General features: G+C 60.6%; 13 protein-coding genes. 9 read left to right on the forward strand and 4 right to left on the reverse strand.

Going from position 1 to position 15499, the window contains the following annotated elements; genetic code table 11:
* From ACZ5WW_RS08525 to ACZ5WW_RS08555, 7 genes are read left to right on the forward strand one after another with little or no spacing between them, the layout of a single operon-like run.
* Positions 1 to 2139 carry a spermine/spermidine synthase domain-containing protein gene (locus ACZ5WW_RS08525; RefSeq protein WP_377165187.1) on the forward strand — a complete coding sequence of 713 codons (2139 nt, stop codon included), beginning with the start codon at positions 1 to 3 and terminating at the stop codon, positions 2137 to 2139.
* A 42-nt stretch (positions 2140 to 2181) separates the two neighbouring features.
* A complete protein-coding gene (locus ACZ5WW_RS08530) occupies positions 2182 to 2442 on the forward strand; it encodes an acyl carrier protein (protein ID WP_377165185.1) in 261 nt (86 codons plus the stop codon).
* Entirely contained in the window at positions 2439 to 3782 is a 1344-nt protein-coding gene (locus tag ACZ5WW_RS08535) for a hypothetical protein (RefSeq protein WP_377165182.1), read from the forward strand. Before ACZ5WW_RS08530 ends, ACZ5WW_RS08535 begins: the two co-directional genes overlap by 4 nt.
* A gap of 7 nt (positions 3783 to 3789) precedes the next feature.
* The gene (locus tag ACZ5WW_RS08540) at positions 3790 to 5067 is read left to right on the forward strand and encodes an FAD-dependent oxidoreductase (protein WP_377165179.1); all 1278 of its coding nucleotides are present in this window, start codon (positions 3790 to 3792) and stop codon (positions 5065 to 5067) included.
* Entirely contained in the window at positions 5064 to 6434 is a 1371-nt protein-coding gene (locus tag ACZ5WW_RS08545) for a class I adenylate-forming enzyme family protein (RefSeq protein ID WP_377165177.1), read from the forward strand. The genes ACZ5WW_RS08540 and ACZ5WW_RS08545 overlap by 4 nt, the downstream gene beginning before the upstream one ends.
* Before the next feature lie 3 nt (positions 6435 to 6437).
* Positions 6438 to 7727: an NAD(P)/FAD-dependent oxidoreductase gene (locus ACZ5WW_RS08550; protein ID WP_377165174.1), complete on the forward strand. Its 1290-nt coding sequence runs from the start codon at positions 6438 to 6440 to the stop codon at positions 7725 to 7727.
* Positions 7728 to 7778: 51 nt separating this feature from the next.
* Positions 7779 to 8486, forward strand: coding sequence for a CAAX prenyl protease-related protein (locus ACZ5WW_RS08555; RefSeq protein ID WP_377165172.1), 708 nt, complete (start codon positions 7779 to 7781; stop codon positions 8484 to 8486).
* On the opposite strand, the gene lpxD is transcribed toward ACZ5WW_RS08555, so the two are convergent.
* Both lpxD and ACZ5WW_RS08565 read right to left on the reverse strand, forming a co-directional pair.
* On the reverse strand, positions 8487 to 9524 hold the full coding sequence (gene lpxD / locus ACZ5WW_RS08560) for a UDP-3-O-(3-hydroxymyristoyl)glucosamine N-acyltransferase (protein ID WP_377165170.1): 1038 nt from the start codon (positions 9522 to 9524) through the stop codon (positions 8487 to 8489).
* 74 nt (positions 9525 to 9598) lie between these two features.
* Positions 9599 to 10852, reverse strand: coding sequence for a homoserine dehydrogenase (locus tag ACZ5WW_RS08565; RefSeq protein ID WP_464694235.1), 1254 nt, complete (start codon positions 10850 to 10852; stop codon positions 9599 to 9601).
* Between ACZ5WW_RS08565 and ACZ5WW_RS08570 the strand changes: the two genes are divergently transcribed.
* Both ACZ5WW_RS08570 and ggt read left to right on the forward strand, forming a co-directional pair.
* Positions 10845 to 11360, forward strand: a complete 516-nt coding sequence (locus ACZ5WW_RS08570) for a PEP-CTERM sorting domain-containing protein (protein ID WP_377165165.1) — start codon at positions 10845 to 10847, stop codon at positions 11358 to 11360. The two genes, ACZ5WW_RS08565 and ACZ5WW_RS08570, sit on opposite strands and share 8 nt — an antisense overlap.
* Positions 11361 to 11435: 75 nt before the next feature.
* Positions 11436 to 13097, forward strand: a complete 1662-nt coding sequence (ggt, locus tag ACZ5WW_RS08575) for a gamma-glutamyltransferase (RefSeq protein WP_377165163.1) — start codon at positions 11436 to 11438, stop codon at positions 13095 to 13097.
* On the opposite strand, the gene ACZ5WW_RS08580 is transcribed toward ggt, so the two are convergent.
* A complete protein-coding gene (locus ACZ5WW_RS08580) occupies positions 13098 to 14345 on the reverse strand; it encodes a sigma-54-dependent transcriptional regulator (protein WP_377165161.1) in 1248 nt (415 codons plus the stop codon).
* On the reverse strand, positions 14342 to 15496 hold the full coding sequence (locus ACZ5WW_RS08585; protein WP_377165159.1) for a sensor histidine kinase: 1155 nt from the start codon (positions 15494 to 15496) through the stop codon (positions 14342 to 14344). The genes ACZ5WW_RS08580 and ACZ5WW_RS08585 overlap by 4 nt, the downstream gene beginning before the upstream one ends.
* Positions 15497 to 15499: the final 3 nt, after the last annotated feature.

Raw genomic sequence — 15499 nt, forward strand, 5'->3', positions numbered from 1 at the left:
ATGCCAAGCCGCCTTCACGCCATGGTACTGCATGGCGTCTTCATCCTTTCAGGCATCTCGGCGCTGATCTACCAGCTCGTCTGGCAGCGTGCGCTGCTGACGATCTACGGCAGCAACGTCGAATCTGTGGCGATGGTCGTGGCGGCGTTTCTTGCGGGGCTCGGCATGGGCAGCATCGTGGGCGGCTGGGTTTCGAAATCCGCGCGCGCACCGCTGGTGCTGCTGTTTGGCCTCGCGGAACTGGGCGTGGGCGGCTATGGGCTCATCTCGCTGAAGTTGTTCGATGCGGTGGGCGCATTGACTTCGGCGCAGGCACACGGCCTCACCACGGGCACCCTCGTCTTCCTTCTGGTGTTTCTGCCGACGCTGCTGATGGGAGCCACGCTGCCCATGCTGGTGGCGCAGCAGGTGCGCAATACCGCCCATGTGGGCATGAGCGTAAGCCGGCTCTACTTTGTGAACACGCTCGGCGCGGCGCTGGGAGCCTTCATTGCCGCGCGCTGGCTCCTTGGCAGCTATGGCATGAGCGGCACCACACGCATCGCCGCCAGCCTGAATGCCGCCGCAGCACTGATTGTACTGCTCGCTTTGAGAAAGCCTGCCGCAGAGTCCGCAGACCAGGCAAAGGAACCTGCGGCCATTGCGGGATGCGAGATCCCTTTCCGAACCGCCTTGCTTTGGTCTGCATGCTCCGGCTTTCTGGCGCTCTCCTGGGAGATCATCTGGTCACGGGTCTTCAACTTTGCCAGCGCCTCCAAGGCCCCGGTGTTTGGCTACATGCTCGGCAGCTACCTGTTCGGTCTCGCGCTGGGGTCATTGTTGAGTCCTCAAGTGCTGGCTCAAGCCGGCAAGCTGCGAGCCAGGCTGGCATGCTGGGTGATGTTTTCGAGCGTCATGGGATTCATCGTGGCACCTCTCACCGCCATCTTTGCCAGGCAGCTGTTCTGGGAGTGCGGCTATGTGTGTGTCGTCATCGCAGGAGCGCTGATCGGCCTCACCTTTCCCCTGCTGTGCCACGCAGCGATTCCTCCCGGACAAAACACCGGCAGCCAGCTTTCACGGCTCTATCTCGCCAACATCATCGGTTCTGGCGCAGGCAGCCTGCTCACGGGCTTTCTTTTCATGGAATGGATGAGCCTGCACCTGCTCAGCGTCCTGCTGCTCGGCCTCTCGTGGGTGTGGGCGGAGGTCATCGGGCGTTTTGCACTACCCAAGCAACAGCGCTGGCTGCCGCTGTGCCTGATGTCAGTCAGCCTCAGTCCGTTTCAAAGCTTCTACGAGCGCCTGCAGTACAAGCACGAATTCGCCCACGGCATGCACTTCGCCCAGACCATCGAGTCACGCCATGGCGTCATCACGGTGGACACCAGCGGCGCGGTTTACGGCAACGGCGCCTACGATGGCATGATCGGCACCAGGCTGGAGCCAAAATCCTGGCTTGTGCGCCCCTACTTTCTTTCGGCCGTGCAGGACCGTATCGAAAACGTGCTTGTCATCGGAGTGGCCAGCGGATCCTGGACGCAGATTCTGGTCAACCATCCGCAGGTAAAAAAGGTAACCGCCATCGAGCTCAGCCATGGCTACCTGGATCTCATCCGAGCACGCCCGGAAGTTTCCGGCCTGCTCAGCAATCCCAAACTCGAACTCGTCATCGATGATGGACGCCGCTGGTTGCGCCAGCACCCGGAGGCGCAGTTTGATGCGATTGTGATGAACACCACGCATCACTGGCGGGAGTTTGCCTCAGCCCTGCTCTCGCGTGAGTTTTTGACGGAGGTGAAAGCCCACCTGAAGCCTGAGGGCATCGCCTTTTGGAACTGCACCGAGTCCCCGCGTGCGGCACGCACGGGCATGGAGGTGTTTCCGCATACGATGATGATCATGAACCACTGCCTGGCCAGCAACGCCCCGCTTGAGCCCAGCCGTGAGCGCTGGAAGAAAGTTCTGGCGGCTTATCAAATCGACGGCCAGCCGGTCGTCGCAGCGGAGCAAATCGAAGGCGTGCTCGACTTCCTCAAGAATGAAGCCCTTCCCGTCCCCGGCGACATGTGGCATTGGTGCCGCCGCCCGGCCATGCAAGCCGCCTGGGGAAGCGCAGAGATCATCACCGATGACAATCTGGGCCATGAGTATCCTTGAGCTGTGATTTGCATTCCCCTTCCACTCAGCACATAAACACACATGCCAGACACCGTCGCAATCACCCCCGGCACGATGATTGAACTCGTGCGTGAAACCGTCCTGCCAGATCTGCCTGCTGATTTCAGCGTGGGGGCCGATCTGTTTGAAGCCGGGCTCGATTCCATGGGTGTGATGCAACTGGTGATGTATCTCGAAGAGCGGTTTGGCAAAAAGGTGGAGCCAGCCGAACTCAGTCGCGCCAATTTTCGCAGCGGCCTTGCCATGGTGGCGCTGGTAAAAGGACAAGCGTCAGGCGCATGAGCACACGCACCCCGTCCATTCCCCAGTTCCCGATCTCTGGCACCGACGGCTTTGTCGTGGCGCTCGATCACCTCGCACGATCAGCGGATGGTCGCGGGCTGGATGCTTTGAGTGAGATCCAGCTGAGCGGGCAGCCGGACGAAGAACGCCTGCGCTGGCTGGCGGCAGAACTGCCCAAGCGCCTGCCCCTGCTGCATGCCACGCTGCGCAAAGACGGCCTGTTTGGCGTGCCTTACTGGGAATGCTCCGGAGAGGCGGCTCCCGTCCCCATCGAGTTTCATCGGACCAGCGGCGTTGAGGGGGCTGAAAAATCGGTGGTCGAGTCCATCTCCGCCCTTCGAAGATTGCGCATGCAGGGGCATAGGCGCACCACCCTCGGCCCGCCGCACATTCGCTTGGATGTGGTCCGCACCAGCAATGTCACCTGGACGATCTTGATGAACTGGTCGCACCTGCTGCTGGACGGCACGGGAGTGGAGCTGCTTTTCAAGCACATGAACGAGCTGTGGCTGGACCCGCAGGCTGAGTCACCACGGCAGCCGGTGGTGCACAATGACAAGCCATGGTGGAAGCTGTTTCAGGAAAGCGAGAGCTGCAGCAAACACCTCATGAACCTGGGTGCCGAGCCTTTCGTATCCGCAAGCCGTGGCAAAGCCGTCTCCGGGCGCCGCTGCTGCTTTTGGGAGACCTTTTCCAAGGAGGACACGGCACGCATCAGACTCACACTCGGCAGGATCGGCGGTGACATGATGCGCACCTTTTTCTATGCGGGTCTCGCGGCGCGCTGCCACCAGGCCGTGTTTCACGCCCGGGGGCACTCCGATCTCACGTACGCGGTGACCATGCCGGTGCAGCAGCGTCCGAAAGACAGCGCCGGACGCACGGCGATCTTCCAAAACCACATGTCGATGTTCTTCTTCATTCTGAAGGATGCCGACCTTGCTGATCTGGCCACGGCGAGCAAGGTGCTCATGAAGCAGCACATGGAGCACCTCAAACTCAAACGGCATCTGTCCTTCAACTCGCTGCAGTTGCTGATGCGCGGCATGCCGGGCAAAACGATGCTGGACATGGTCAGGCTTGCGCAGCGGGGAGAGATCTCCTCCTGCTACCATGCCTACACTGGCAGCTTTGGCGAAGGGATGACCACATTCTGCGGGGGGGACATTATCAACGCCATCCACCTGCCCACGGTCAACGCCCCGCCGGGCAGCGGACTGTTTGTCTCCGAATGCCAGGACCAGCTCACGGTGACGGTGAGTTATCTGGACTCCTGCCTCAGCGAAACTGAGACAGAGCTGATGCGTGAGCGCTGGCGTTCTGATCTTCTCGGTGAATGATGCGGCCATGAATCCCGACGTTCTCATCATCGGCGGCGGCAGTGCAGGCGTGGCGGCAGCCCTGGCGGCGGCCCGTCGGGGCGCGGACACGCTGCTGGTGGAGCGCCACGGCTTTCTGGGCGGCGCAGGCACGGCTTCGCTCGTGCATTCGTTCTGCGGTCTCTATGATCTGCCGCCAACACCGGATGCTCGGCCACATGTTGCCAATCCGGGCCTCCCGGCGGAGCTGGAACGGGAGCTTCTGGCGCGGGGCATCGGCCACGGCCCGCTAAGGATGGGCAGGGTGGATGTGCTGATGCACCAGCCGCAGCTTCTAGCCCTGTTCTACGACCAGTGGTGCCAAAAAGAACCCCGCCTGCAGGTGCTGCTGCACACCGAAGTCACAGCGGGCACAGTGGAAGGGAGGCGAGCTGCCGAGGTGACTTTGCAATGCCGTGGCACGACCTGGAAGCTGCGCCCGCGAACTCTCGTCGATGCGAGCGGCGATGCCGTGCTCGCCTCACTGACAAACCAGCCGTGGGACAGCACTCCAGCCCAGGAGCTGCAACGCCCTGCCTACATTGTGGGCCTCGGCGATGTGGACACGCCGTCCCTGCAAGGCGACGGCCCCTTGAAAATCGCCGGGTGTCTCGCCAGGGCGATTCGTGAGAAAAAGCTGCCTGCGGCCGCTGCGGGAGCGCACTTTCGCGCCAGCGCCGCCCCGAACGAAGTTTTCCTGACGCTTGATCTGCATGGAGACTCACCGGAATGCGTCTTTGATGCGACGGATGCCCGGAGTTTGACCTGGATCGAAATGCAGGGGCGTGAAGTGACGGCCGCCATCGTGGCACATTTGAAAGCGGAGCTCGAAGGCTTTGCCAGAGCACGCATCACGACCCTGCCTGTGCGGGCCGGTATTCGTGAAAGCAAAAGGTGGATCGGGGAGGCGGTTCTGACGGAGGAGGACATCCTTGAAAGCCGGAGCAGCACGCAAGCCGTTGCCAATGCGACCTGGCCCATCGAACTGCGTGAAACGGCACGTGGACCGCGGCTGATCTACCCCAAGGAGCCGAAAGCCTGCGACATTCCCCTGGGGGCATTGCGTGCGCGTGATTTGCAGAATGTGTTCGTCGCAGGGCGCTGCCTTTCAGCCACGCATCGGGCGCAGGCGAGCACGCGCGTCATGGGCACAGCCCTGGCCACCGGACAGGCCGCCGGCATCGCCGCCACTTTAACTGAACAAGACACCGCCAGCCTGGCATTGCAGGTGCGTGACGTTTTGAGCCAACTGGAACACTCCAAGTGAACATCGTCGATCTTATCTTTGACCGCAGCATCGCCACTCACTCCGCCGTGATCAGCCCGGAGCTGCAGCTCACCTTTGGTGAACTGAAAGCGCGCATGCAGGGCTGTGCGCAAAGCCTGAGTGAAGATGCCAGCTGGCCAAAGAAACAGCGTCCGCGCATCGGCCTCAATGCGCCGAGCGGTGCGGATTACATCGTGGTGGCGCTGGCCATTCTGCAGCAGAACGCCTGCTTTGTTCCGATTCCCGCCGAGCTGACGGGCAGCGAGCGTGCGCAGCTTGCCAAGGCGACTGCGCTGGACGCCATCGTGCATGCAGAGAATGCGCAGAAGTGGCACATCGAAACGATGACGCACGATGCACCGCCTGCATTTGATGAGGCGGCTCTGGCAGCCCTGAACCCCGCCTTCATCCGCTTCAGCAGCGGCACCACAGGCACATCAAAGGGCATCGTCATTTCGCATGAAACGCTGCTGGCGCGCATCACCGCGGCAAATGAAGGTCTCTGCATCGGACCCCAGGACCGAGTGCTCTGGGTGCTGCCCATGGCGCATCATTTCGCAGTCTCGATTGTTCTCTATCTCTACCATGGAGCCACCACGATCCTGGCTCCTGCGAGCGACCCCAAAGTGATGCTGCAGATGATGCAGGAGCATGGCGCGACGGTGATGTATGGCTCGCCCTACCACTATACCATGCTCTCCGGCCAGCCGGACGCAGGCAGACTCGGATCTCTGCGCCTGGCGGTTTCCACCGCGTTTGCGCTGACCGATGAGGTGGCGGAGCTTTTTGCCAGCAAAACGGGGCTGCACCTCACCCAGGGAATGGGCATCATCGAAGCCGGGCTGCCCATCCTGAACCTGGCCCATGCCAAAGACCGGCCCACCTCTATCGGCAAGCCGCTGCCAGCGTTTGAAGTAAAACTGGAAGACGGAGAACTCATGCTGCGCGGCCCGGGTGTCTTCGATGCATATCTGACTCCATGGCAGCCGCGTGAGTCGGTTTTGCGCAACGGCTGGTTTGCCACAGGGGACATTGCTGAAACAGATGCGGATGGCTGCTTGTACCTGCGCGGCCGTGTGCGCAGCGTGATCAATGTAGGCGGACTGAAGTGCTTCCCTGAAGAGGTGGAGGCCGTGCTGTGCGGACATCCCGGCGTCAAGGCGGCCCGGGTTACCGCCCGTGCACACCCTGCGCTGGGGGCCATGCCGTCGGCGGAAATCATCCCTCATAACACCGAGTCCCCCCCTCCTGTGATTGAATTGAGAAAGCTTTGCCAGGAGCGACTCTCCGCCTACAAAGTTCCGCTGTTCTATACCTTCGTGACAGAACTGCCGCTGACCGCCAGCGGCAAACTCCGCCGCTATTGACTCATGAGCTCAACTCCACGCATAGCCATCCTAGGTGCAGGTCCAGCTGGCAGCGCGCTCGCTGCCATGCTTGCCCGTCAGGGCATCCAGTCGCTTGTTTTCGATGATGAGAAGCGTCCTGCCATGCTGGTGGGAGAGTCTCTGATCCCGGGCATCGTGGCGATCCTGCAGCGCATGGGCATCGAGGACAAGGTGGCCGCCATCTCCCAGTTCAAACCCGGAGCCAGCTTCATCCACCACCGCGGCACACAGATGCATTTTGATTTCCGCACCGTGGCGGGCCGCCTGCCGGCCTACGCCTACAACGTGCCACGTCCGGCTTTTGACGACGTGATCAAAACACACGCCCAGTCATTGGGGGTGCGTTTCGTGAAACATCGTGCCGGTCTGCTGGCCCATCCGGGGGGAAGTCCTGAACTGACGCTGGATGCAGCGGCGCTCGCCGCCGGCGGGTATGAAAATGGCAGCAAGCCGGATCTCATCATCGACTGCAGCGGCCGCACACGGACCTCCGCACGGCTGCTTGGCATCGGGGCGGAAACCGGACCGCGCAGGGACACGGCACATTTTGCGCATTTCACCGGCATTGAGCACCCCTACCCCGCAGGACAGATTGTGATCACCTACCATCCATGGGGCTGGAGCTGGCGCATTCCGCTGCCAGATTCTTTGAGCTTCGGGATCGTGATGCACCCCAAATCGCTGCCGGAATTCGGGGCCAATGCCGAGGAAAGGCTCGACCGGGTGCTAGCCACTGACCCCGCCTTGTCCGCTCTGACTTCAAATCGCAAGCGTGTCAGCGACACCTACACCTACACGAATTACCAGCTCATATCCGACCGGGCACACGGCCCTGGCTGGGTGTCTGCAGGAGACGCTTTTGGCTTTGTTGACCCCATGCTTTCCCCCGGGGTTTTTCTGGCGCTGGATGCTGCGGAGTCCCTCAGCGCCATGTTTGCGCGGCAGGGTGAAAAGCTGCTCGATCAGCCAGAACGGCTGCTCAAGGAGCTGGGCCGCTATGAAAAACGCCAGCGTGCCTGGCATGAGGCCTGGCACGAGTTGATCGAGTATTTTTATGATGGCCGCATTGTGGCCTTCTATGAGCGCGGCATGCAGCTCAAGAAGGACTACCCGGGAAGATTCAGCAACATGATGGAGAGCATCAGCTCCCGGACGCTGGCGCTCATGGCTTCGGGAGCCAGCACCCTCTCGACATGCAGCCGGATGTATCTCAAGGGCTGCTCCAGATGGCTGCTGAACCGCGAACGCGCGAAGGAACTGGCGCTGCCCTAACCGCCTGGCCTGATGTTTGCACGTCTGCGCTCCTCATCCACAGCAGCCTATGTGCTGCCCCTGCTGCTGTTCACACTGCTGAATGCCGTCCCGGGCATGTTCCGCGTCGCCAACTCAGAGCTGCCTTGGCATGTGCGTGCGCCGGAGCACTGGGCCTACCCGCTGCAGACGGTGCTCTGTGCTGCAGTGCTGTTGTTTTTTCGCCAGCACTACGCATTCAGGCCATGGCGCGGCATGGGCCTGGCTTTTGCCCTGGGAGTCGCCGGCATCGCCATCTGGGTAGCGCCGTCTTTGCTGAGAGAGCAACTGATCCGGCAGGGACACGAACCCGCAGCATGGTGGGTGTGGCTCGGGCTTGCCGAACGTCTAAAGGGTTTTGACCCTATGATTGCGCAGGATTCACCGCTCTGGTTCAGCCTTGCTGTGGGCATGCGCCTAGCCCGAATGGTGCTGGTGGTGCCCTTTGTCGAAGAGCTGTTCTGGCGCGGATTTTTGATGCGCTATCTGCTGACGGAAGACGGCCGGTTTGAGCGTGTCCCCTTCGGCAAACATCGCTGGAAGATGTTCTGGATCGTCACGCTCGCCGTGATGCTGATTCACAATACTGAGGACTATTTCGGCGCCTTCGTCTGGGGCTCCCTGATGTACTTCGTGGCGGTGCGCACCAAGAGCCTGGGCGCATGCGTGTTTATGCACGCGATTGGCAATCTGGCCCTGGGCCTCTACGTGCTGAAGACGCACCAGTGGGGATTTTGGTGATCAGGCCTCCCTTTGGGCGGCAAGCTGCGCCTCCAGCTCCTTGACCCTCGCCACCAGCTGCGGCAGGCGGTTGATGCTGGCCAGCCTGCGTTTTTCCTCCCCTGCCGGTATGGCGGGAAATCCCAGATAAGTCTGGCCGGCCGGCAGGTCACGCGTCACGCCGCTACGTGCGGCCAGCGTGCTTTGGGAGCCCACGTGCACATGCCCGGCAATCCCCACCTGGGCGGCGATCACCACGTAGTCGCCAATGATCGCACTACCGGCGATGGCGGTGCAGGCGACAATGATGCAATGCTTTCCGATCACCACATTGTGACCTATCTGGACGAGGTTGTCGATCTTGGTCCCCGCTCCGATCCAGGTGCGGCCGAACCGCGCACGATCCACTGTGCTGCCCGCCCCGATCTCCACATCATTGTCAATCTGCACGATGCCGGCCTGGCGGACCTTGCGGTGGCGCCCCTGACTGAATTCATATCCAAAGCCGTCGGCCCCGATGACGACACCGGAATGCAGAAACACCCCGTCACCCAAAAGACATTCGGCATGAACCGTGACATTTGCATGGAGCTTGGAGCCTTTGCCAATGATCACATTCCGGCCCACAAAACTGCCGGGGCCGATCTCAACTTCATTCCCCAGCTCCACCCCTGACTCGATCACGGCATTGGCGCCGATGGCAACACGCTCCGGGTCAAATTTAACATTGGGAGCCACCACTGCTGAGGGATGCACTCCAGGGGCAAACGGCTCGGGCTGAAATCCATAGGCCTCGACGATCTGCTCAAAGGAACGTGAAGGGTCAGAGACCTCGATGCAGGAGGTGTTCGGCGGAAAGTCCCGCCACCCCAAAGGCACTAGCACGGCGCTGGCCTGGGTTTTGACCAGTTTTTCGTTGTACCGAGAATCGTGGAAAAAGCTCAGATCGCCGGCCATGGCTTCTTTCAGGGATGCAAAGCCGGTGATCTGATCTGTGGGGTCACCGCACAAAATTGTGCCTCCGACGAGATTTGCTAGGTTGGAGAGCGCGATTTTCATGTCCGGCACCATCTCATCTCTAGAGCCTCATTCCACGCCAATCTTCAACCGCGCTGCGATTGTTTCTCAAATTCCTAGCCCTGCAATGTTTCCACACGCATCCAGCTAGGCTCTCCGCGCACGCACTTGAGCTGACTTATGGCGGCCAGAGCCGCTTTCATGTCTCCGAGACGTGCGTCGTGTATCATCAGCACCAGTGAAGTTTCACCGCTGGTGTCTTCGAGATCTTCCGGCTGAATCATCGAGGAAATACCAATGCCACGCTCACCAAGCGCGGTGGCGACCTGGGCCAGCACTCCTGGCACGTCGTCAACGGTCAGCCGCAAATAATAATGTGAAACAGTGTCATCCACGGGCTTTGACTTGCCGTAAAGACCATGCGGTACAAAGCCGCTGTGACGGGCGCCATGCATCAAAACAGCTGCGGCTTCACAGAGATCGCTGATCACGCTGCTGCTGGTCGGATCCTGGCCGGCGCCGCGCCCGTAAAACAGTGTCTCGCCCACGACATCTCCGTTAACGAGCACCGCGTTGAATGCACCGCTGACGCTGGCAAGCACATGAGAGAGCGGCACCAGGGAGGGCTGGGTCCGAACCTCAACGAGGCCGTTTTCATCCGCACGGATGACCGAGAGAAGCTTGATCGTGTAGCCCAGCCGTGCGGCAAAGCGGAAGTCCGTGATATTGACGCGGTCCACGCCTTCCACGTGCACCTTGTCCTGCGGAATCCAGAATCCATAGCTCAATGAGGCCAGAATGATCGCCTTATGCGCTGCATCCCAGCCGCTCACATCCAGCGTGGGGTCAGCCTCGGCATAGCCCTTGTCCTGGGCCTCCTGCAGGGCATCCGCATAGCTTAGCCCGGCCTGAGACATCCGGGTGAGGATGTAATTGCAAGTGCCGTTGATGATGCCGTGGATTGAACGGATGTGATTTCCCACCAGCCCCTCCTGCAGCACCTGGATGATCGGGATGCCGCCGGCGACAGCAGCCTCAAAATAAATCGGCACACCGCATTCCTCGGCCAGCGCGAACAGTTCCTTCCCGCGCTCGGCCAGCAGGGCTTTGTTGCCGGTCACGACAATCTTTTTGGCCCTCAGGGCCGCAGCCACCATGTCGTAGGCCGTGGAGGTGCCGCCAATGAGTTCGACGATCACGGGAATCTCCGGATCGCTAACCAGGTCCCTCCAGTCGGTGGTGAGCATTTCGGCAGGCACCGAGACATCCCTTGGTCGGGAGAGGTCGCGCACGGCCACTTTGGAGACTTGGAGCGTCGCCCCAGTGCGCTGGGTGATCAAAGAACGGTTCTTTTTCAGATTCTTGAACACTCCCGCCCCCACATTGCCTAAACCGGCTAAACCTATGTTAATGACACGAGGGGAGCTGACGTTGGACATGATGAATGATTTGCCGGAATTGAGGGGCAGTAGTCATGGCGGAGACGCGTGTCGGGTGCAAGCAAGAAGGCTAGCGTTGATAAACCCAATAAAAAACCTAGGTGAAACCAACCAATCTGCTGAAAATGAGAATTCTGGGGCAATGTTGGCACAAGAAAAACCTTGTTCTCCTAAAGGAGATCCTGGTAGAGTTGTGATTAAATACATGACTTTCCGTTCCTTTAGCTACTGGCTCGCTTGCAGCATCGCTGCCGCCATAGCTGTGGGTGCGACAGAGCCTGAAAGGGGCTCAGTATTGGAAAGCAGCCTGGCCGAGACTACCCTCAGCACCGTGCACACTGTGCCTGAACCCAGCCGTGCACTTCTGCTCTTTGCAGGCATCATGGCCATGGCATTCACCTACCGCCATGCCTGGGTGAGTTGGAAGCGCAGTGCCTAGCAAAGAAGCACTCAGCCCCGGACGGATGGGCGGTTTTGATTCGACGCACCCGCTGCCATGACTAGCATTGGGTGCATGAGAGTCCTGGCCGCCCTTATTCTTTTAGCACACCCGGCACTGTTCGCGGCTGATGCAGCCTTTTCCCGGCACGCCATCGCGACTGTTCATCCGCTTGCCACAGAAGCAGCACAGAAGGCGTTTGAAAAGGGAGGCAATGCCGTTGACGCCGCCATTGCGGCAGGTCTGACTTTGGGTGTCGTCGATGGCCACAATTCCGGCATCGGCGGAGGCTGTTTCTTCGTCATTCGTGCGGCTGATGGCACCGTCACCTGCATTGACGGCCGTGAGATGGCCCCCTCCGGCGCCAAGCGCGACATGTACGTGATTGATGGCAAGCTCGACGACGAAGCGAGCAAGACCGGCGCTCTTGCCTCAGGTGTCCCGGGCTATCTAAAAGCTTGTGCCAGCGCGCAAAAGAAACACGGCAAACTCAAACTGGCCGATGTCCTGCTGCCAGCCGCTGAAATCGCAGAAAAAGGGTTCGCCATCGACACTGTCTATGCGCGCAAGCTCGCGGCCACGGCCACCAAACTGGCGAAGTTTCCCTCTTCAGCGGCCATTTTTTTGAAGAACGGGAAGCCCCTCGAAAAGGGACAGATTCTCGTGCAAAGCGACCTCGCGAAAACCTACCGCGCTGTGGCGGAAAACGGGATCGAATGGTTCTATGGCGGTGAATTCGCCCGAAAAACCGCTGAGTGGATGTCAGCCAACGGCGGCATGATGACGGCAGAAGATCTGGCCGGATACCAAGCCCCGGAACGCGAGGCGATCCGCTCACAATACCGGGGCTACGATCTCGTCACCATGCCGCCGCCGAGCTCAGGCGGAGTTCATGTCGCGCAGATCCTCAACATTCTCGAACATTTCCCGATCCGGCATTTGCGTGAGAGCAGCCGCGTCCATGTGATCACAGAGGCCATGAAACTGGCGTTCGCAGACCGTGCCCACTGGCTGGGCGACCCTGATTTTGCGCCGGTGCCGCGAGGACTGGTGGAACCAGGCTATGCTGCCGAACTGGCAAAAAAGATCGACCTGGATCATGCCACCGCCGTCCCCTCACACAACATGCCACCGCACTGGGAGGGGGATGTTTTTGGCAAGCACACCACTTTTTTGTGCACTGCCGATGCCGAGGGCAACTGGGTGGCGCTTAACCAAACGATCAACACCGCTTTTGGCAGCAAGGTGGTCATTCCAGGCACAGGAGTGCTTCTCAACGATGAGATGGATGACTTTGCCGTGCAGCCTGGCATTCCGAACGCCTTCAAGCTCGTCGGTGCGGAAGCAAATGCCATCGCGCCAGGCAAGCGCCCCCTCTCGAGCATGAGCCCCACCATCGTTCTGAAGGATGGCAAACCTGTGATCGTGACCGGGGCTGCAGGCGGGCCCACCATCATCACACAGGCACTTCTGCTGCTGACCCACATCATTGACGATGGAATGCTCCCGGCTGAAGCCCTGGCGCAACCGCGCTTTCACCATCAGTGGAACCCGGACGAACTCAAGATCGAGAAGGCGTTTGGACAGGCCACTCTGACCAGCGTCAGAGCCCTGGGGCATAAGCTGGCGGAATCCGAAAGCTTCGGCGCCTGCCAGGCCATCTACTTTGACCGAAGCAAACAGCTCTTCTTCCCGGCCAATGATCCGCGAGTGCCCGGCAAGGCGGATGGCAGGTGATCACTCCTCCCGCAATTTGCGGCGCAGGGTGGCCCGGTTCATTTTCATCGCAGTCGCCAGACGTGTGGGCTTGCTGTCGAAGCGCCTGAGCAGCGTCTCCAGCATGAAGGACTCCACCGTTTCGAGCAGGTCATCGTAGGCGGGCATCGTTTCATCAGAACCGGTCGTTTTTTGGTCCAGCCACGCAGCAAGGGAGCGCTTCATGGTCTCCTCGAGATGATTGGACTCATCCGGCTTCACAATGCTTGCCGGCAGGTGATGCGGCAAAACGGTGCCCCCGCTGCAAACGGCGGCGGCGTGCGCCATGGCTGTTTTCAGTTCGCGAACGTTGCCCGACCACTCGTGGGCTTTGAGCAGCGCCAGCGCATCTGCCGAGAGCACCTGCCCGCCCAGAAAAGCAGACGCCAGCGCAGGGATGTCTGCGGTGCGTTCACACAGCGGGGGCAGCTGCACCTGAAGGACAGCCAGGGCGTAAAACAAGTCTTCCCGCAGGTGGGGCGCCGCCTCCTGGCTTGCTGAGCTGAAAAGGCGGGCCTTCACCATGCCTGCGCTCAACCGGTGCAGCAGAGCTGCCTGCAGCGGCTTGGACCAGGCGCTGATTTCATCCAGAAACAGCACGCCATCCCCAGCTTTGGAGATGGACTCATCCAGCGCGGCCTCCGCACGCTCCTCCGGCCATTCATCGGCGCGGAACACGATCATCGGTTTTTCAGCCCGCGCACTGTGGCGGTGGATTACCTGGGCGGAGAGGCTCTTGCCGCTCCCCGGCGGGCCGAGCAGCAGCACAGGGGCATCGCTGCTGCTCGCCTGGGCAATAATGGCAAACGCGCGCTGCATGGGATCGCTGGAGCCGATCATGGTTGCCGGCGCGGGCTGCTCGGTTTTCGCCGGTGCAAACACTTCGCGGATCGCCCGCTGAATGTCAGACAGGTTGAGCGGCTTGAGAAAATACTCCCTTGCCCCGAGCCTTCGTGCCTCCAGGGCCGTGTCCAAGGTTCCGTGGGCGGTGATGACCATCACCGGCGGCGGCTGTGGCAGCGCCTGTATTTTCTCCAGGACCTTGAGACCGCTCATGTCTGGCAGGCCGACGTCGAGAATCACGAGCTCAAATGGCTGGGTGCCAAGTTTGTCGATCCCTCCCTGGCCGCTGGCTGCAACAACCGGGGTTGCTTCAAGACGACGCACGACGGTCGAGAGCGCGGCGGCCAGGGCGTATTCGTCTTCAATGATGAGGATGGCGGGAGTCATGCAGAGATGAAGGGTAGCAGGACGGTGACAACGGCCCCTCCCTTGGGGTCATTTTGCAAATTCATGCTGCCACCATGCGCTGAAATGATGGTGGAGACAATGTTCAAACCCACGCCCATGCCGCCTTCCTTCTCCGTAAAAAAGAGCTCCGTGCCCTGTGCAAGCGCCTGTTCGGAAAAGCCGGCACCGGAATCCGTGCAGCGAAGCTCAAAAAAGCCGTCCGCAAACCGGCCGCTGAGACCAAGCCTGCCACCTCGCGGCATTGCCTGAATGGCATTGACCATGAGATTTCGCACCGCCTGGGCCAGACGCTGGGAGTCGCCCATGATCCAGACCGAATCTGGCAGATCTATCCCGACCTCCACTCCGGCATGCCGTGCCTGGGCTTCCAGGTTTCCGGCCACGGTGCGGATGCAGGCGGCCAGGTCCAGTTTGACGAGCCTCGGCGGCAGCGGATTGGCAAGGTGAAGCCACTGGTTCACCAGTCCGGCGATGACTTCGGATTCATTTTCAATGAGCCTGATTGCCTGAGCGTCCTCCTCATTCTGCGGCGTCATCAGCTGTGCGTGCAGCTGAATGGAGGCGAGGGGGTTCTTGATGTCATGGGCAAGGCTGGTGGCGACGCGACCGAGCATGGCGAGGCGCTCAGACTGGGCACGCTTGAGGCGTTCGCGGACGAGGAGCCAGCCGACAAAACCTGACACGACCCAGAAGGCGAGAAAGACATTGCGCGTCGCCGGGTCGTCGAGGGAGAGACTCGACCCAGGATGTCTGCGGACAAAAATGATGTCCTCCTTTTCGTCCAGTCGCAGAATGAGGGCCTCGCGGCCTTTGGGCAGGCTGATGAGCTGGCCGTCGGCGGGGGCGTCCGACAAGATTTGAACGATGGCCCCATCGATGCGGTTCCCTTGGCGGAAATGAACGCCCACTCCGGAGAGCCGAGCGAGATCCGAAGCCAGCTTGGGGCTGCGGGGGAGATGCATCTCGCGGACAAAGTCGGCCTGCGATTTGGCGAAAGCAGCAAACAGGCGGCGGGACTCGAGTTCTTCGCGGTACTGCAGCCATGCCAGAAGCAGAAGCGAGCCCAACATGACGAAGGCGAGAAAGCCTAGGACGAGGTTGAGGCGAAGCTTGTCTGAAGGGGCGAACACGCG

Source organism: Prosthecobacter fluviatilis, assembly GCF_055388355.1.

What these genes read in the sequence shown, in the direction of transcription:
- ACZ5WW_RS08525 (WP_377165187.1), top strand. Translation starts at nt 1, where the DNA reads ATGCCAAGCCGCCTTCACGCCATGGTACTGCATGGCGTCTTCATCCTT.
- ACZ5WW_RS08530 (WP_377165185.1), top strand. Translation starts at nt 2,182, where the DNA reads ATGCCAGACACCGTCGCAATCACCCCCGGCACGATGATTGAACTCGTG.
- ACZ5WW_RS08535 (WP_377165182.1), top strand. Translation starts at nt 2,439, where the DNA reads ATGAGCACACGCACCCCGTCCATTCCCCAGTTCCCGATCTCTGGCACC.
- ACZ5WW_RS08540 (WP_377165179.1), top strand. Translation starts at nt 3,790, where the DNA reads ATGAATCCCGACGTTCTCATCATCGGCGGCGGCAGTGCAGGCGTGGCG.
- ACZ5WW_RS08550 (WP_377165174.1), top strand. Translation starts at nt 6,438, where the DNA reads ATGAGCTCAACTCCACGCATAGCCATCCTAGGTGCAGGTCCAGCTGGC.
- lpxD (WP_377165170.1), bottom strand. Translation starts at nt 9,524, where the DNA reads ATGAAAATCGCGCTCTCCAACCTAGCAAATCTCGTCGGAGGCACAATT.
- ggt (WP_377165163.1), top strand. Translation starts at nt 11,436, where the DNA reads ATGAGAGTCCTGGCCGCCCTTATTCTTTTAGCACACCCGGCACTGTTC.
- ACZ5WW_RS08580 (WP_377165161.1), bottom strand. Translation starts at nt 14,345, where the DNA reads ATGACTCCCGCCATCCTCATCATTGAAGACGAATACGCCCTGGCCGCC.